16 protein-coding genes are annotated in these 15,952 nt (G+C 69.9%); 12 read left to right on the forward strand and 4 right to left on the reverse strand.

Going from position 1 to position 15,952, the window contains the following annotated elements; all coding sequences use genetic code 11:
- Positions 1–74 precede the first annotated feature (74 nt).
- The 6 genes from HUT10_RS46290 (at position 75) to HUT10_RS52365 (ending at position 6,594) form a co-directional block, all read left to right on the forward strand.
- Positions 75–1,172: a MoxR family ATPase gene (locus HUT10_RS46290; protein ID WP_254897333.1), complete on the forward strand. Its 1,098-nt coding sequence runs from the start codon at positions 75–77 to the stop codon at positions 1,170–1,172.
- Positions 1,169–1,981, forward strand: coding sequence for a hypothetical protein (locus HUT10_RS51570; RefSeq protein ID WP_254897334.1), 813 nt, complete (start codon positions 1,169–1,171; stop codon positions 1,979–1,981). Before HUT10_RS46290 ends, HUT10_RS51570 begins: the two co-directional genes overlap by 4 nt.
- Complete coding sequence (locus tag HUT10_RS51575; RefSeq protein ID WP_254897335.1) at positions 1,978–2,385, forward strand: VWA-like domain-containing protein; 408 nt, start codon at positions 1,978–1,980, stop codon at positions 2,383–2,385. Before HUT10_RS51570 ends, HUT10_RS51575 begins: the two co-directional genes overlap by 4 nt.
- Positions 2,336–5,674 carry a BTAD domain-containing putative transcriptional regulator gene (locus HUT10_RS46300; RefSeq protein WP_176177010.1) on the forward strand — a complete coding sequence of 1,113 codons (3,339 nt, stop codon included), beginning with the start codon at positions 2,336–2,338 and terminating at the stop codon, positions 5,672–5,674. Before HUT10_RS51575 ends, HUT10_RS46300 begins: the two co-directional genes overlap by 50 nt.
- Positions 5,675–5,893: 219 nt before the next feature.
- A complete protein-coding gene (locus tag HUT10_RS52360; protein WP_368660836.1) occupies positions 5,894–6,493 on the forward strand; it encodes an alpha/beta fold hydrolase in 600 nt (199 codons plus the stop codon).
- Positions 6,427–6,594, forward strand: a complete 168-nt coding sequence (locus tag HUT10_RS52365) for an alpha/beta fold hydrolase (protein ID WP_368660813.1) — start codon at positions 6,427–6,429, stop codon at positions 6,592–6,594. Before HUT10_RS52360 ends, HUT10_RS52365 begins: the two co-directional genes overlap by 67 nt.
- An 89-nt stretch (positions 6,595–6,683) precedes the next feature.
- On the opposite strand, the gene HUT10_RS46310 is transcribed toward HUT10_RS52365, so the two are convergent.
- On the reverse strand, positions 6,684–7,649 hold the full coding sequence (locus HUT10_RS46310; protein WP_176177011.1) for a GlxA family transcriptional regulator: 966 nt from the start codon (positions 7,647–7,649) through the stop codon (positions 6,684–6,686).
- A 71-nt stretch (positions 7,650–7,720) separates the two neighbouring features.
- On the opposite strand from HUT10_RS46310, the gene HUT10_RS46315 reads away from it, so the two are divergent.
- Positions 7,721–8,311: an HD domain-containing protein gene (locus tag HUT10_RS46315; protein ID WP_176177012.1), complete on the forward strand. Its 591-nt coding sequence runs from the start codon at positions 7,721–7,723 to the stop codon at positions 8,309–8,311.
- 23 nt (positions 8,312–8,334) lie between these two features.
- Here the strand turns inward: HUT10_RS46315 and HUT10_RS46320 are convergent, their stop codons facing one another.
- Positions 8,335–9,210 (reverse strand): NmrA family NAD(P)-binding protein, encoded by an 876-nt coding sequence (locus HUT10_RS46320; RefSeq protein WP_176178367.1) that lies wholly within the window; start codon positions 9,208–9,210, stop codon positions 8,335–8,337.
- A gap of 5 nt (positions 9,211–9,215) precedes the next feature.
- Between HUT10_RS46320 and HUT10_RS46325 the strand changes: the two genes are divergently transcribed.
- Complete coding sequence (locus HUT10_RS46325) at positions 9,216–9,422, forward strand: hypothetical protein (RefSeq protein ID WP_176177013.1); 207 nt, start codon at positions 9,216–9,218, stop codon at positions 9,420–9,422.
- Between the two features lie 164 nt (positions 9,423–9,586).
- Here HUT10_RS46325 and HUT10_RS46330 read toward each other — a convergent pair whose 3' ends face one another.
- Positions 9,587–9,886, reverse strand: coding sequence for a hypothetical protein (locus tag HUT10_RS46330; RefSeq protein ID WP_176177014.1), 300 nt, complete (start codon positions 9,884–9,886; stop codon positions 9,587–9,589).
- A gap of 248 nt (positions 9,887–10,134) precedes the next feature.
- On the opposite strand from HUT10_RS46330, the gene HUT10_RS46335 reads away from it, so the two are divergent.
- Positions 10,135–10,665, forward strand: coding sequence for a YrhB domain-containing protein (locus tag HUT10_RS46335; protein WP_176177015.1), 531 nt, complete (start codon positions 10,135–10,137; stop codon positions 10,663–10,665).
- A 539-nt stretch (positions 10,666–11,204) separates the two neighbouring features.
- Entirely contained in the window at positions 11,205–11,708 is a 504-nt protein-coding gene (locus HUT10_RS46340) for a GNAT family N-acetyltransferase (protein ID WP_254897337.1), read from the forward strand.
- 484 nt (positions 11,709–12,192) lie between these two features.
- On the opposite strand, the gene HUT10_RS46345 is transcribed toward HUT10_RS46340, so the two are convergent.
- Positions 12,193–13,161, reverse strand: a complete 969-nt coding sequence (locus HUT10_RS46345) for an AraC family transcriptional regulator (RefSeq protein WP_176177017.1) — start codon at positions 13,159–13,161, stop codon at positions 12,193–12,195.
- Positions 13,162–13,242: 81 nt separating this feature from the next.
- Between HUT10_RS46345 and HUT10_RS46350 the strand changes: the two genes are divergently transcribed.
- Together HUT10_RS46350 and HUT10_RS46355 are read left to right on the forward strand one after the other, a co-directional pair.
- On the forward strand, positions 13,243–14,070 hold the full coding sequence (locus HUT10_RS46350; RefSeq protein ID WP_176177018.1) for an NAD(P)H-binding protein: 828 nt from the start codon (positions 13,243–13,245) through the stop codon (positions 14,068–14,070).
- A gap of 253 nt (positions 14,071–14,323) precedes the next feature.
- Positions 14,324–15,283, forward strand: a complete 960-nt coding sequence (locus HUT10_RS46355; RefSeq protein ID WP_176177019.1) for a S9 family peptidase — start codon at positions 14,324–14,326, stop codon at positions 15,281–15,283.
- Positions 15,284–15,952 lie beyond the last annotated feature (669 nt).

The raw sequence follows: 15,952 nt of genomic DNA on the forward strand, positions 1-15,952 counted from the left end.
AGCTGCTGGCACTGCTGCACGAGACGACCACCGAGCCGCGTGCCGACGCTCAGCTGGAAGCCCTGACGCTGGCCGTGTCCGCCGATCTGCCGGTGCTGTTGTGGGGTGAGCCGGGCATCGGCAAGACCGCGGCGCTGAACCAGCTCGCGGACGCGCTGGAACTGCCACTGACCACGGTGATCGCCAGCGTGCACGAGCCGTCCGACTTCGCCGGGCTGCCGGTGGTCGGCGACGATCCCGCGCGGCAAGGAGTGCCGATGGCCCCGCCGGACTGGGCCGTGCGCCTGGCCCGGGCCGGCCACGGTCTGCTGTTCCTGGACGAGCTGTCGACCGCGCCGCCGGCCGTTCAGGCCGCGCTGTTGCGCGTCGTGCTCGAGCGGCGGGTCGGCGCCCTGCGGCTACCGCCCGGCATCCGGATCGTCGCTGCCGCCAACCCGCGTTCCTCGGCGGCCGACGGGTGGGAGCTGAGCCCGCCGCTGGCCAACCGGTTCGTCCACCTGCAGTGGACCCACGACCACGACGTCGTGCTGCGGGGACTGGGCGGGACGTGGCCGGAGGCGGCTCTGCCCGGGCTGGACCGGGAGCGGCTGCCCGACGCCGTGACGTTCGCTCGCCGAGCTGTGTGCGGTCTCCTGACCGCCCGGCCCGATCTGGTGCACCAGCTGCCGAAGAACGAAGCGCGCCGTGGCGGTCCGTGGCCCTCCCCGCGCAGCTGGGAGATGGCGCTGCGCCTGATTGCTTTCGCCGCTGCGGCGGACGTCTCCCGGGAGGTGGTGTCCATGCTGGTGCGGGGAGCGGTTGGCGACGGACCGGGTCTGGAGCTGCTGGCCGCCATGGATCGGATGGATCTGCCGGACCCCGAAACACTGCTCGCGGACCCGGAGGCGGCGGTGCTGCCCGAGCGGGGTGACCTGCGTCGGACGGTGCTCGACGGCGTGGTGGCGGCGGTGCGCAACCGGCCGGAGCAGGCCCGCTGGGACGCGGCGTGGTCACTGCTGGCGCGGGCGCTGGAGACCGGAGCCCCGGACCTGGTGGTCGTGCCGGCCGCCACGCTTGCCGCGCTGCGCCGCGACGGCTGGCAGGTGCCGGCGGCGATCGAGCGGTTGTCCGGGGCGGTGGCGCTGTCGCGGCAGGCGGATCAGGCCGCGGTCGGCGTGGGTGAGCGCCGATGACAGTGCCGAGCATGGACGAGGAGAAGCTGTTCGCCGCCCGGTTGCACGCCGTCCGGAACCGGCCGTACCTGGCGACGGCGTTGTTCGCCCTGCACGCGGTGGAATCCCGGCGGGTGCCGACGATGGCCGTGGACCGCCACTGGCGCTGTTACGTTTCGCCGGGGTTCGTGGACCGGACTCCGCCGGCGGAGCTGGCCGGGGTCTGGGTGCACGAGGTCTCGCACCTGCTGCGTGACCACCACGGGCGCAGCGACCGGTTCGCCGCGAAGCACGAACTGACCGGGCCCGCGGAGCGGTTGCGGATGAACATCGCCGCGGATTGCGAAATCAACGACGACGTGTTCGGCGACGGCCTGGTGCGGCCCGAGGGAGCCGTCCACCCGGCGACGCTCAGGCTTCGCGAGGGGGAGCTGATGGAGGACTACCTGCACCAGTTCCGCCTCGGGCCCTACACCGCCGGATACGCCTGGCTCGACTGCGGCAGCGGCGCGGACGGGCTGGAGCGCGACTGGGATCTCGGTCCCGACGGTGCGCACGGGCTCAGCGCGCAGGAACGCGACGCCGTCCGGTTCCGGGTGGCACAGGGCATCAACGGCAGCCCAGGCGACGTCCCGAAGGGCTGGCGACGCTGGGCGGAGGAGGCGTTCCACCCGCCGCAGCCGTGGCGGGAACTGCTGGGCGCGGCGGTCCGCTCGGCGATGTCCGGCGCGGGGAGGACTACACCTACGGCCGGCCCTCGCGCAGGTCGGCCGGCCTGCCCGGCGTCGTCCTGCCGAGCCTGCGGCGCCGGCCGCCGCGCGTCTGCGTGATCGTCGACACCTCCGGTTCGGTGAGCGACGCCGAGTTGGGAGCAGCGCTCCTCGAAATCGCCGCGATCGTCCGAGCCGTCGGCGGGCGACGCGATCTCGTCTCGGTGCTGTCGTGCGACGCCGCCGCCCATATCACCCATCAGCTGTGCCGCGCCGAGAGAATCCCTTTGGTGGGAGGTGGCGGGACGGACCTGCGCACCGGCTTCGCCGAGGCGCTGAAAGGCAATCCTCGCCCCGACGTCTTCGTGGCGCTGACCGACGGCCAGACGCCCTGGCCCGACGAGAGACCGCCGGGCCGGACGATCGTGGGCCTGTTCCCCCGGCATCGACCACCGGACGAGAACAACCCCGGCTATGTGCCGGACACACCACCTGGCTGGGCGCGGGTGGTCACCGTGGGCTGATCCGCCGGCGGACCGGGAACGCCACTGCTTGTGCCGGCTCGCTTTCCGGAAGATCTACTCCGCAGCAGGCCCGAACGCCGGGCTCCGTGAGCGCTCGCGCGGTGCTAGATTCCGGGAGTCCGCCGGTCAGATCGATTCGGGGAGTCGCCAGGCGTTGGCCCCACCGCCCGCTCCGCTCGGTGCCCGGGTTCGCTTGCAGATCCTGGGCCGGGTCCGTTTGTGGCGTGACGGGGCCGAGCTTGCTCCGGGGCCTCGCCAGCAGGCGGTTCTGCTGGCCGTGCTGCTCGCCCGGGTGGGGCAGCCGGTCAGCCGGGTGGAGCTGATCGAACTGCTGTGGGGGCAGGAAGCGCCGGCGAGCGCGCTGAACGTGATCCACAAGTACGTCGGCTCGTTGCGCCGGCTTCTCGAACCGGGGCTTACCGTCCGGGACGCGGGGTCGTACCTCCAGCGGCGCGGTGACGGTTATCTGTTCGACTGCGGAACCGGCGAGCTGGATCTGGTCACGTTCCGCCGGCTCGTCGAGGCGGGACGCACCGCGGCCGCCGGCGGGGAACAGGAAGCGGCGCTCGACCGGTTCGCGGAAGCGCTCGCACTGTGGCGGGGGCCGGCCGCTGACGGTTTCGGCCCGGTGCCGGTCTTCGTCGCCCTAGACCGTGAGTTCTTCGACGCGTGCCTGGTGGCGTCGGACCTGGCGGTACGCCGTGGCCGGCCGGAGCGGGTTCTTCCGGCGCTGCGCCTGGCCGCGTCGATGGCCCCGCTGGACGAAGCGGTGCACGCGGCGCTCATCATCGGGCTCGCGGCCGGCGGGCACCGGGCGGAGGCGTTCGCCGTCTTCCGGACCATCCGGGCCCGTCTCGCCGAGGAGCTCGGCATCGATCCCGGAGCGGCGCTGCGCACGGCCCAGCGGCGTGCGCTGACCCAGACCCTGCCCACGGCGGCCGCCGACGACGGCGGCCGGAGCGCTCGAGCCGGCCTGGTCGGGCGGACCGCGGAGCTGGCCGTGCTGCGGGAGTCCCTGACGACGGCGCTCGCGGGCGGAAGCGCCGTCGTGGTGATCGAGGGCGAGCCGGGAGTGGGCAAGACGCGCCTGCTGCGAGAAGCCACGGCCGAGTCGGAGCGGCGGGGCGCGCTCGTGGCGTGGGGCTCGTGCCTGGAGGGTGCGGGAACGCCGTCGATGTGGCCGTGGCTGGAAGCGTTCCGGGCCATCCTCGACAGCCTTCCCGCCGGCACACGCAAGCCGTGGCTCGACGGTGAGCTCGGTCGCCTGATCGAGTCACGCGACGGCGGAACCGGTGTCCGGCCGCTGCCGGAGAGCGGCACGCAGTTCCGCCTCTTCGAGCAGGCGCTGGCCCTGGTCCGGGAGGTGGCGGAACAACGCCCGGTGCAGATCGTCCTCGATGACCTGCACTGGGCCGATCCCGCCTCGCTGCAGCTCCTCGGTCACCTCGTCGCCCGGCCGCCGCACCGCACGGTGCTCGTCGCCGTTCTCCGCGATCGCGCCCCGGCACCCACCGCGGCGCTGTCGCGGACGCTGGGCGCGGTCAGCCGGGTACCGGGACACCGCCGCATCCCGCTCCGGACGTTCACGGTCGACGAGGTGGCGGAGTTGCTCCACCGCGAGTCCGGGCGGGACCCCGGTGGGGCGGCCGCCGAGATCCACGCCCGCACCTCGGGCAACGCCTATCTGGTGATGGAGCTGTCGCGACGTCTCGACGGCGTCTCTTCCTCCGCCGGGACGGTCCCGGCCACGGTTCGCGACGTCGTCAGGACGCGGACGGCCGATCTGGCGGAGACCGCCCTCGATCTGCTGCAGGTCGCCGCGCTCATCGGGCGGCAGGTCGGGCTGCGCCTGCCGGCCGCTGCGCTGGAGCTCGATGTCCAGGCCTGCTTCGACCTGCTCGAGCCCCTCGGAGCGCTGGGCCTGGTCGAGCCGGTCCCGGACGATCCGTACACCTTCCGCTTCTCCCACGACCTCGTTCGGGAAGCCGTGGTGGCCGGTCTTCCGGTGTCGCGTACGGCTGCCCTGCACCTGAAGATCGCGGACGCGATCGAACGCGGGGGCGGGGCCGACGACCGGGTTGCCGAGCAGTTCGCGCACCACCTGTGGGCGTCCGGCCCGCTGGCCGACCCGGTCCGCACGGCGACCGCGCTCGTGCGGGCCGGACGGCACGCGGTGACCAAGTTCGCCTTCGAAGCCGCCGAGCGGCACCTGCAGGCGGCGGCGCGCCTCGCCGGCGAGGCCGGTCAGGCGGAACTCGAGCTGTCCGCGGTGTCGCTGCTGGTCACGGTTTTCTGGAGCCAGCACGACTTCGTCCGCTCGTACGCCGAGCTCCTGGAACGCGCCCGGCACCTCGCCGACGCCCTCGGCCGGACGACCCAAGCCACCGAGTTCCTCCTGCTGCACCTGGCTCTGGCCACCAGCGGCGCCCGGCCCGAGCGTGCCGAACTGGCCCGCCGGCTGTTCGAGCAGGGCGAGGCCGCCGCGGACCCGGTACTGCGCTCGTTCGGAGCCGCGGCGTGGGGACTGCACCAGTGGGATCTCGGCGACATCGACCAGTCGTGGCGATACCTGCGGGAAAGCAGCAGGGTGCCGCTCGACGCCGGTCCCGCTCCGGAGCGGGACCAGCTGCCCCGTGAGGTGCGAACGCTCCGCCCGTTGCTGCAAGCCGTGGTGGAGACCATGCACGACGAGCTGGACGCGGCCCAGGCACTGCTCGACGACCAGGAAGCCGACGCGGGCGACGATCCGCAGGCGATCGCTGTGTGGGCCCACTTCTCCGCCATGGCGGCGGCCATGGCCGGTGACCTCGACCAGGCGACGCGAGCAGCGCGGCGCTGGAGCGCCGCGGACCCGGGGCACATCTTCCACTCCGTCGATTCGTACCTGAGGATCACCTCGTGCTGGGCGCGGGCCCTGACCGGCCACGATCCGGCGGAAGCCGCGGCCGAGGCCGAGCGGGTCCTGGTCACGACGCTGCTCGACCCGGTGCGGTTCGGCATTGCGTTCCACTACGGGCTGATCGCCGACATGTTCCTCGCCGCGGGGATGACCGAGCAGGCGCGTGCCACCCTCGAGCGGGCCGAGTGGTTCCTCGAGGCGCACAACCAGCGGTACGCGGAGGGCCTGCTCCTGCTGCTGCGGGCACGCCTGCTCGATGCCGCCGGCGAGCCCGAGGTGGTCGTCCGCGCGGCGGCCGAGAAGGCCAGAACCCTGTCGGTCCAACGCGGTGCTCATCTCTTCGCGCGCCGGACGGAAGAATTCCTGGCCGGGCTGGCGTCCTCTTGTTGACGCGCAGTTGACGACCAGTGGATCGCCCGTCGTGGTCGCTCACAAAGAATCGTGCCGGATCTCGTTGGATGCGGGTGGACCGCGATGGAGAGGAACGACGCGATGCCTTTCATCACCACCTCCGACGGCGTGGACATCTTCTACAAGGACTGGGGTACCGGACAGCCGATCGTCTTCAGCCACGGGTGGCCGCTGACGGCCGACGACTGGGACGCCCAGATGATCTACTTCCTGCACAAGGGATACCGGGTGATCGCGCACGACCGGCGTGGCCACGGCCGGTCGTCACAGATCGGCACCGGTAACGACATGGACCACTGGGTCGCCGACCTGGCGGCGTTGACCGAGCACCTCGACCTGCGCGACGCGGTGCACATCGGCCATTCCACCGGCGGCGGCGAGGTCGCCCGGTACGTCGCCCGGTACCAGGACCGCGTGGCAAAAGCGGTGCTGGTCGCCTCGCTGACGCCGAACTTGGTGCAGACGAGGACAACCCGGCCGGGCAGCCACCGGAGTGGTTCGACGCGGTGCAGGCGGGCATCCTGGGCAACCGTGCGGAGTTCTTCCGTGAGGTCCCGGAAGGCCCGTTCTACAGCTACAACCGCCCGGGAGCGGTGCCCTCGGAGGCGGTCATCGCGAACTGGTGGCGCCAGGGCATGGCCGGCAGCATCCAGGCCGCCTACGAGACGGTGTTCTCGTGGAAGGAGGACTACACCGCCGACCTCGAGCGCGTCACGGTGCCGGTCCTGGTCATGCACGGGGAGGACGACCAGATCGTGCCGTTCGGCAGTTCGGTGCCGCGGGCGGTCGAGCACCTGAAGAACGGAACGCTCAAGACGTACGCGGGGTATCCGCACGGCATGCTGACCACGCACGCCGACGTCCTCAACCCGGATCTGCTCGCGTTCATTGAATCTTGATCTGAGGGCGACGGCCCGTGGCCGCTTCGGTCACGGGCCGTTCCACGCATCCGACGTGTCCACTCGCCGATTCGGCGGCCAGCGCACGATCAGCGGCATGAGAGTGTGGTGTGGTGCCGGAAAAGCGCCCGGTACTCCTGGGGTGAGGTGCCGAGGTGCCGGTGGAATGCCGCGCGCACCGAGGAAGGCGCGCCGAGTCCGGTGAGGCGGCCGATTCGTTCCACGGGCAGGGTGGTCGTCTCCAGTAGTTCGCGCGCGCGGTCGATGCGGGCGTCGGCCAGCCAGGCCATCGGCGAGGTGTCGGTCTCCTCCCGGAACCGGCGGATGAGGGTCCGCCGGGACATGTGGGCGCGTTTCGCGAGAGCGTTGATGGTGAGGTCGCCGGCAAGGTTGTCGAGCATCCAGTCCCGCAGTGGAGCGAGTTGGTCGCCGGTCGCGTCGGCGCGGAGCCGTTCGACGTACTGCGCCTGCCCGCCGGTGCGCCGCGGCGGGGCGACGAGGAAGCGTGCGTGGGTGTTGGCCGCTGCGGGGCCCCGGTCGCGGCGGATAAGGTGCAGGCAGAGGTCGAGCCCTGCGGTCACCCCGGCGGAGCTGAGGATGTCGCCGTCGTCGACGTACATCCGGTCCGGCACGACCCGCACCTCCGGGTACTGCCGGCGGAGTTGAGCGGCGTACCGCCAGTGCGTGGTCGCGGGGCGTCCGTCGAGGAGGCCGGCCGCGGCGAGAGCGAAGACGCCGACGCAGATGGAGACGAGCCGCGCGCCGTTCTCGTGCGCCGCGCGCAGGGCGTCCAGGACGTCGGCCGCCGGCGGCGTGCCGATGTCCTGGTAGGCCAGCACGATCACGGTGCCGGCCTCGGTCAGCGTGGCGAGGCCGGCCGTGGCGGTGACGGCGAAACCGGCGCCCGGCACCGGTCCCGGGCCGCCTGCCGTGCACACGATCAGCTCGTAGTGCGGATCAGTCCCGAAGACCTGGGTCGCGATGCCGAACTCCAGCGCCGGCACGCCAGGCAGGACGAGGACCGCGACGCGGTGCCGATCCGCTGACATGGTCATGGCCCGATGATAGCGATGGATGGCACTCGGGCCACTGTTCGGTGCGCCGGCCGGCTCCTATGGTCCAGTGCATGAACAACGACGCCCTTGCGCTACCCAGCGGGCCACTGGCCGACGCGAGCCTCGCCTTGGCCCGGCAGTCGGAGAGCAGGCCCATCGCCGACCACAGCATCCGCAGCTTCCTGTTCGCCCGCCTCGTGGCCGAGCAGGAAGGTTCCGTGCAGGACGCGGCCTACGACGAGGAGTTGCTCTTCGCCGCCTGCGTCCTGCACGACCTGGGCCTGGGCACCCTTGCGGCGGGACAGGCCCGGTTCGAGGTGGAGGGCGCGGACCTGGCCGCCTCGGTGCTGGCCGAGCACGGCGTCCCCGCCGCGGACGTCGACCGGGTGTGGGAGGCGATCGCCTTGCACTCTTCCCTGGGCTTGGCCGATCGCCGCGGCGTGCTGACCTACCTCACGCACAAGGGCGTGTTCATCGACGGAGGTCGTTTCACCGACCTCGACGCCGACCGGGTGCGGCCGGTCTACGCCCGGTATCCGCGACCCACTGGTGCTCGCTTCCTGCAGGACGCGATCGTCGAGCACGCTGCTCGTTCGGAGGCGGCGGCACCCCCGTACTCGATCGCGGCCGAGTTGCTGCGTCAGCGACGCGCCGAGGCCTGATCCTTCCGTCGACAGGCGCGGGTTCAGCGGTTGCCCGAGCTTTCGCGGCCGTCGAAGTACTGCTTGTTGCGCTCGATGAATGCTTCGACGGTGAGCGGCTCCACGCCGGTCAGCGCGCGGACGTTGTCGTTGGTGCCGGCGAAGATCCCGTTGCGGTAGTCGACCGCGACGCTGATCAGGTGCTGCACGAAGTGAGGCTCCAGCCCGCGCTGTTCGAGCGCCGAGCGGAACTCGTCCAGCTCGATCGGCACGTAGGTGATCTTTCGGCCAAGGGTCCGGCTCATCGCGTCGGTGATCTGGTGGTGGTCGAGTTCCACCGGCCCGTGCAGCCGATAGGTCTTCCCGGTGTGCGGTTCGGGGGCCGCCAGAACCGCGGCGATGACACGGCCCTGGTCCTCGGCGGCGATGGGGGCGTGGCGCGCGTCGGCGAACGGTAGCCGGAGTTCACCGGTCGTGGGGTCCCAGAAGTTGATCAGCCATTCGGCGAAGAATGTCGGCCGGATGTGGATGACGGCGCCGGTGAAGTGGTCCAGGAGACGTTCGGCGAGCCAGTGCTGGCGGGCGGCGTTGCTGGCGGCGTCGCGCCGGGCCGAGATCTGCGACATGTCGACGATGGCGCCGACACCGTTCTCCTCGGCCGCCCGCAGCAGCGTGGCAGTGGCCTCCAGTAACCCCGGGGCGATCGGATAGGTGAGATAGGCCGCGTCGATACCGTTGGCGGCCCGGCTCACGGCGTCGAGGTCCAGCAGGTCCGCGACGACGACCTCGGCGCCGGCCCGGGCAAGCCGGTTGGCCCGGTCGTCGGCTCGGTGGACGAGAGCGCGGACATGGTGTCCCTGGTCGAGCAGCGTGCGTGTGGTGTTCGTTCCGGTCTTGCCGGTGGCGCCGGTGACGAGGATGTGGCTTGATCCGTCTGGACAAGGACACCACCGATTGCCGCAGCGTCAACGTCGCGCTCACGGAGAAGGGGCGCCGGCGGTTCGAGCAGGCGCTCGTGTTGTGGCGCTCGGCGCAGGATCGAGTCGTCGCGGCGCTCGGAGTGTCGATGGCCGATCAACTTCGCGACCAGATGAACGGAGTCGCCGAGGATCAGCTGGGATCGCAGGCTTAGCAGGCGATCCGGGTCAGGCTCCGCTGGCCGCTGAGCGCCGGTCGCGCGTGGGAAGCGAACTGGACCCGATGTGTCACGTCGGCCCGTGCGCTCGTCGGCATGAGCGCGCGCCTGCCCGTCCGCCGTCGGCGGGCTCGCGGCACAGCGGATACCGACGGTGTCTGTCAGTGGAGATCCAGCAGCGTCTCGAAGCGAGCAGCGAGCACGTCGCCTACCTCACCGTCGATGATCATGCTCAGGATTCCGGTGCCATGATCGCGTGCGATCCGGAGGGTGAGGTCTGGGGCTCCCGTGACCGGATACTCAAACCACGTGTCGGGTGAAAGGTCTGCGTCCGTCTTCGGGATACCGGCTTCCAGGGCACCGTCGTCGAACTCGTCCCAGCTGTAGCCGACGAGCGCGGCGATGAACTCCAGGACCTTGGTCAGGTTCTCCTCGAAAATCCAGCCGGCTACAGGATGCATGCGGGGATTGTCCTCGATCAGCCTCCGCCGTGCGTCTCAATTCGGCACGAGCGTGCCCCGGACGGACGACCGGTCAGCGGCATGTGAGGACGTCGTTCAGCTGGCCTGGGTGCGTGTGGCTTCCCGTGATCTCTACGCCGGCGCCCATGCTATGGGGGGCGTATAGCCTGACGTGCCGGGAGCCTGATCGCTTGATCTCGATCCCCGGCGGGACGGCTACTGCGTGCTTCCTCCCATAGGCTGTCGTCATGGTGTCGAAGGCGTGGGCCGTCCAGGTCGTGGAGCGGCATCTGGCGGGGTGGTCGACGCGGGGTGGCCCAACGATGGTGATCACCGACATCGGTCCGCATCGGCTCGGTTGGGTGGTCCACACTCAGAGCGAGCGTTATGTGCGCACCCAGGAAATGATCGACATGGTGGTGGGCCACGGTCCCTTCCTGGTCGATGGGGTGGACGGCAGTTTGCACACGCTGCACGCGACCGTTGATCTTGAGTCCGGTGAGTGGATCGAGGACTATCTCGAGCAGGTTCGCGGGCTTGAACGCGGTGACCCGCTGCGGTCCCGGGTCGCCGAGCTGATCGATTCCAGTCAGCGCATCGAGGCGCTCCGGTTCGTGCGGGTGTCCGCGTCCGATCTCGGAGCGCAAGGCGCTAAAGAGTACGTCGATGCTGTCGCGGCCGGTGTGCCGGTTCCTGAGCACGTTCGCTCTTGCTTGCCTCGGCCGCCGGTCAGGCGCAGGGTGTGGCGGTGTTTATCAGGACCTAATCCGGAGATATGACGTTGGTTCTGTCCTGCGCGACGATTTAGCCGGCGAGGACGGTTCTGGGAGACTGAGCTTCATGTGGAGGCGCAAGTCCGGCCGGACGTCGGTGGTCACGGAGGCGATCGTGACCGTGGTTCACGAATCGGTTCTGCTGATGAGGGCGACGTCGCATCGGCGAGAAGGCATGTGTGATGAGTTCTTCCCTGGTTGTGACTACCAGCAGCAGATTCATGAGCTGGCGGACTTGTGCGACAACCTCGTGCCCGGATTGCGGCCGGCCGGTCCGCGTCGCCCTCAAGACGCGTTGCAGTTCACCTGGGACAACCGAAGTCGGCACCAACAGGACTGGATTCGTCATTGCCTCACCGTACGCGGGCTCCGTGTCGAAAATTTGATCTCGACGGCACCTGGCCGGCGTCGGATGCCTGACTGAGAGAGCCGATGCAGTCGCAACGGGCTGTACCGATTGACCGCATCGGCGTCCGCCCTTCGGCATGACCGGCCGTGTGCGTGGGAGATTGTTCTCGTGGCAGCTGGAGACCGGGGGACTTGAGGTGGTGCTCGAGACCGATCGTCTGCTGCTTAGGCCGTGGCGGGTGGCCGAGGCGGCTGTGCAGCGCGAGCTGTGGGTCGAACGTGATCCGCGAGTGCCGTCGCATCGGCGGATCGATGCTGACGGTCATCCCACTGTCGCCGAGCTCGAGCAGGCGATTCGTGCGGGCCGGTCGTCGGTTGGGCTGTTGGCGGTCGAGCGGAAAGCCGTCGGCGACGTCATCGGGTACTGCGGGCTGATCGACAGGACGCGCGGGTTCGAGGAAGAACCGGAGCTGGCCTTCGAGCTGCTGCGTCGTGCGTGGGGGCGGGGTTACGCGACGGAGGCTTCGCTGGCTGTCCTGGACTGGGCCAGGTCGACCGGGTACAGATGTGTGTGGGCCACGGTGTGGGAGTGGAACGCTGCCTCCCGCCGCGTGCTGGAGAAGCTCGGTTTTACCGAAGCCGGGCGTGAGCAGGTGGACGCGGTCCACGGACCCTCCTTGGTCACCACCAGGCGGCTGTAGCACGATCGGTACCTCGCAGGACGTAGGCCCGACCAGTGGCTTGAGCAGACATCAGCGATGTGGTGCGCCGCTGTAGTCGAAGTGGCGACGAACCTGGCCACCGACGGATTCTCGTGGGCCTTGACCGCGTTCTTGGTCGTGCTGGTGGCGGCGGTGGAGCGATACGCCACCCGGCGCTGGTATAGCGAGGCTGTCCGGGTCTACGCCTGCTCGCCGCGCGCATCTTTTTCAGCAGTTGGACTTCCTCGGCCGCCATGATGAAGCAGCAGCTCTTACTCTCGATGTGCCGGCCCCGCCCACCCGCAGCTGTGGCCGATGCCGCTTGATGGGGGCTTTATCGAGCATGTCGTCGGCGACTTGGCGGTGCCTGCTCCCCAAGCGAGGGCCCGACGACCCGGACGAGAAGACCGCTGACGTACGTCGGCTCTGTGCGGCGCGGGGTGGTGCTTGTTCCGAATTGCTGCGGCCGGACGGAGGTGGCTGCTCACCTGCCGGTCGTTGTGCCGGTGTCGGCGCATGTGCGGCGCCAGGTCGAGGGACTGACACCGCGGGCGCGTTTGAACGCAACGCTGAACGCGAAGGCGTCTTCGTAGCCGACCGTGCGGGCGACGGCGGCGACGGTTGCTTCGGTGTCCCGGAGCAGGTCCGCTCCCAAAGCCATCCGCCAGCCGGTGAGATAGGTGAGCGGTGGCTGGCCTGCCAAGGTGGTGAAGCGGGCGGCGAAGGCGGCGCGGGACATGCCGACCCTGGTGGCCAGCGCAGCGACTGTCCATCGATGGGCGGGATCAGCGTGCATCAAACGCAGAGCGTCGCCGATGGCGGGATCTTCCAACGCCCGGTACCAGGCCGGGAGCTCTGCTTGCGGTCCGGCGCACCAGGCGCGCAGGGCCAGCACGAGCACCAGATCCAGCAATCGGGCGAGGACGGCGTCCTGGCCGGGTTCGTCCTGCGCGATCTCGGTGGCGAGCAGATCCAGTGCCGGCCGGGTCCGTGGCCCGGCGGGCACGACCGCCAGCGGTGGAAGCATGTCCAGCAGCCGCGCACCGGCGTCACCGTGGAGGTCGTAGGCGCCGCGCAGCATGGTGGTTGCCCCGGGCAGGCTGTCGCCGTAGGTGCGGGGTGCCGAGGGCTGCTGGGCCTGCTCTGTCACCTCGCCTCCGTCGGGAAAGTGTTTCTTTCCCCGGTGGATGACGAAGCCGGGTGGGGTGGACGGGTCGTCGGCGATCGTGTGGCGGCCGGGTCCCTTGATGAGGGCGATATCCCCGGGGGCAAGCGGCGCCGCCGCGGCGCCGGCGTCGTCGAACCTGGCCGAGGCGCATCCGCCGAGGGTGGCCACGACGGTCAACGGTGGTGGATCGGCGTAGGTCACCGACCACGGTGGCCGCCGGATCAGCTGCCGGACTCGGGTGTTGCCGGCGCGGGCCCGGACCAGCAGGTCGCTCAGCACGTCCACCCGCTCACCGTAGACGATCACAAAGGGTTTCTCGACGTTCTCCCATGGATCGTCTTCGGGGCAAGGAGTTGGCTGTCCGATATGCAGAACATCCTCATCGTCGGCGGCACCGGGAAGACCGGTCGCCGCATCACCCGGCGCCTCAAGGCGGCCGGCCAGGCTGTGCGATCGGCTTGCCGCGCCGGCGGAGACATCGCGTTCGACCTCGCGGATCCGGCGACCTGGGCACCCGCACTCCAGGGCGTGACCGCGGCCTACGTCGTGGAACCCAACCTCCAGGCGAGCGGGGACCGCATCCCGAGGTTCGTGGCCGAAGCGGTCGCCGCAGGTGTGCGGCGGTTGGTGCTGCTGTCGGCCGGTGGCGTCGGCGAAGCCGACGACCGCCATCCGCTCAAGGCCGCCGAACAGGCCGTGCGCGCCTGCGGGCTCGACTGGACCATCCTGCGGCCGGACTGGTTCTCGCAGAACTTCAGCGAGGGGCCCTGGCTGCCGGGGATCCTGGCCGGGACGCTGTCCTTGCCTGCCGGTGAAGGGCGCACGCCGTTCATCGACGCGGAGGACATCGCCGAAGTCGCCGCCGCGGCGCTCACCGAAGACGACCACGCGGGTCGCATCTACCAGCTGACCGGACCCCGGGCGATCAGTTTCGGTGAGGCGGCGGACCTCATCGGCAAGGCTGCCGGACGCACGATCCGGTACGTCGACGTCGCCCCCGAGGCGCACACCGAGCGTCAGGTCGCCAACGGCATCCCGCCCGACATCGCGAGGCTGCTCACCGGCATTCTCGTCGCCATCCGCGACGGCGCGGCCCCCGAACCCGCCGACGGTGTGGAACGGGCTCTCGGCCGGCCCTCCAGGCCGTTCGAAGACTATGTCGCCGAAACCGCCGCCGCCGGCCTCTGGAACTGACCCGGCCGCCGGCTGGTTCGTGACAGGAGCCCGCTGCGGGTGGAGGAACCGCCGCGGCAGTGACCTTATGCACCGGATGGTCGAGGTGGCCCACGCTGCGCGGTGGCGCGTTCTGGTGGGTGACCTTCGACGTGAACGCCGCCGTGCCGGCATTCACCGAGGCGTACGCACACTCGTCGGCATGAGCGTGCGTCCGGCGGACGACCGCTCTGCGGCATGGCAAGACGTCGCCTGACATCGAGATACTGGGTTGATGGTGACCGATGAGCTCGTACGCGATGTGACCTTCTCGAGCACCGGAGTGGTGTTGGCCGGGACGCTGACTGTTCCCAATCGAGGAGTCCCGGCCCCGGGTGTGGTCATGGTCGGTGGTTCAGGACCGTCGGACCGGAGCAACGACGGCTTCTTCCTGCCGATCCGCCGGCAACTCGTCGAAGCTGGGCTCGTTGTGCTGTCCTACGACAAGCGCGGCGTTGGCGGGTCCTCCGGTGACTGGCTTGAAGCGACCATCGACGACTTCGCGTTCGACGCCGTCGCCGCGCTCGATTTTCTCCGTGCCCAGCCCGGTGTGCACGCCGAGAGCGCCGGCCTGTTCGGGCATAGCGAAGGCGGATGGGTCGTCCTGTGCGCCGCGGCCCGGGAGGAAGTGCCCTGGGTGGTCACCAACGGCTGTCCCGGCATGACACCCGCGGTGCAGGATCGGCATGCGCTGGCCACCGCTCTCCGGGCGACAGCCGGGGTCACGTCCGACGACGCCGACGTGACACTGGCCGCGTTCGACCGCCTCGTTGAAGCTGGGCGGCGCGGTGCGGACTTCACCGAAGCTACGCGATTGGTCCGCTCTTTCCCGGTCCCCGCTGCTGCCGAAGATCTGTTCAAGGAGTACTGGTCCGAGGTGGACGCGAGTCTTTGGGAGTTCACCAAGCGCAAGCAAGACCACGATCCGATTCCTGATATGCTGCGCCTGCGCTGCCCCTATTTGGCGACCTTCGGTGGGGCTGATGAGCTTGTTCCGGTTGCCGACAGCATCAGCATGTTCGCCGCGGCCGCCTGTCACTCCGATCGTGATCCGCGGGCCACCTTGACCGTTGAGGTGTTCCCTCACGCCGACCACCGCGTTCAGGTCAACGGTGGCGCCGCTTTGGCGTCCGGTTACGTCGAGACTTTGGCACGGTGGATCACCGACCGGGTCGACATCGATACGCCCCAGTGAACACACGCTCGTCGGCATGAGCGCGCGTTGCAGTAGCGTGACCTGCGGCATAACAGGACGTCAGCCGACCGAGCCGATCGTCGCCGTGATCCCGTCGAGATGGGCGATGATCGACGGCGGCTGGTCTTCGGCCGCGGCTCGGGGATGCTGACGCAGCATCAAGGCGGTGTGTACAGCGCACGCGATCGCCGGATTTTCGCCCCGTGTGCCTGCCTGTCGGAGTCCGTCAGGGCCCTGCCGGCGCTGACCTGGCGTACCCGCGTGAACCGCCGGGCGGAGGCACAACGTGGTTGGCCGATCTCCCAGCGCCTGCGGGGTACCGATGTTGCCTTTAACGGTGGCGTGATCAGGGGTTTTAACGTATCTGGTGGCCAGGGGCTCTTATAAGTCAATCGATGGATCGACGAGGCGAAGGGCGGCCCACGTGGACATGGATGACTGCGGCTTTGTTCCCACGGTCGGCGTTGCGGTGCCAGCACGGCTGGCGGGATGGGTGGCTTTGGTGGAGGTACTGGCTCAGCTCAACGACGTGGCCGCGTTCTGCGGCACGTGCGTCGCGACTGGGGTAGTGGCGGCCGCGGCATTGCGTGCCTGGGGTTACCGCCTGAAGGTGGCGCTGGCGTTCGTCGGGACGCGCGAACCACCACCGGAGGCTTTCGTACACGCATG

The organism is Amycolatopsis sp. Hca4, assembly GCF_013364075.1.
Classification (GTDB): Bacteria; Actinomycetota; Actinomycetes; order Mycobacteriales; family Pseudonocardiaceae; genus Amycolatopsis.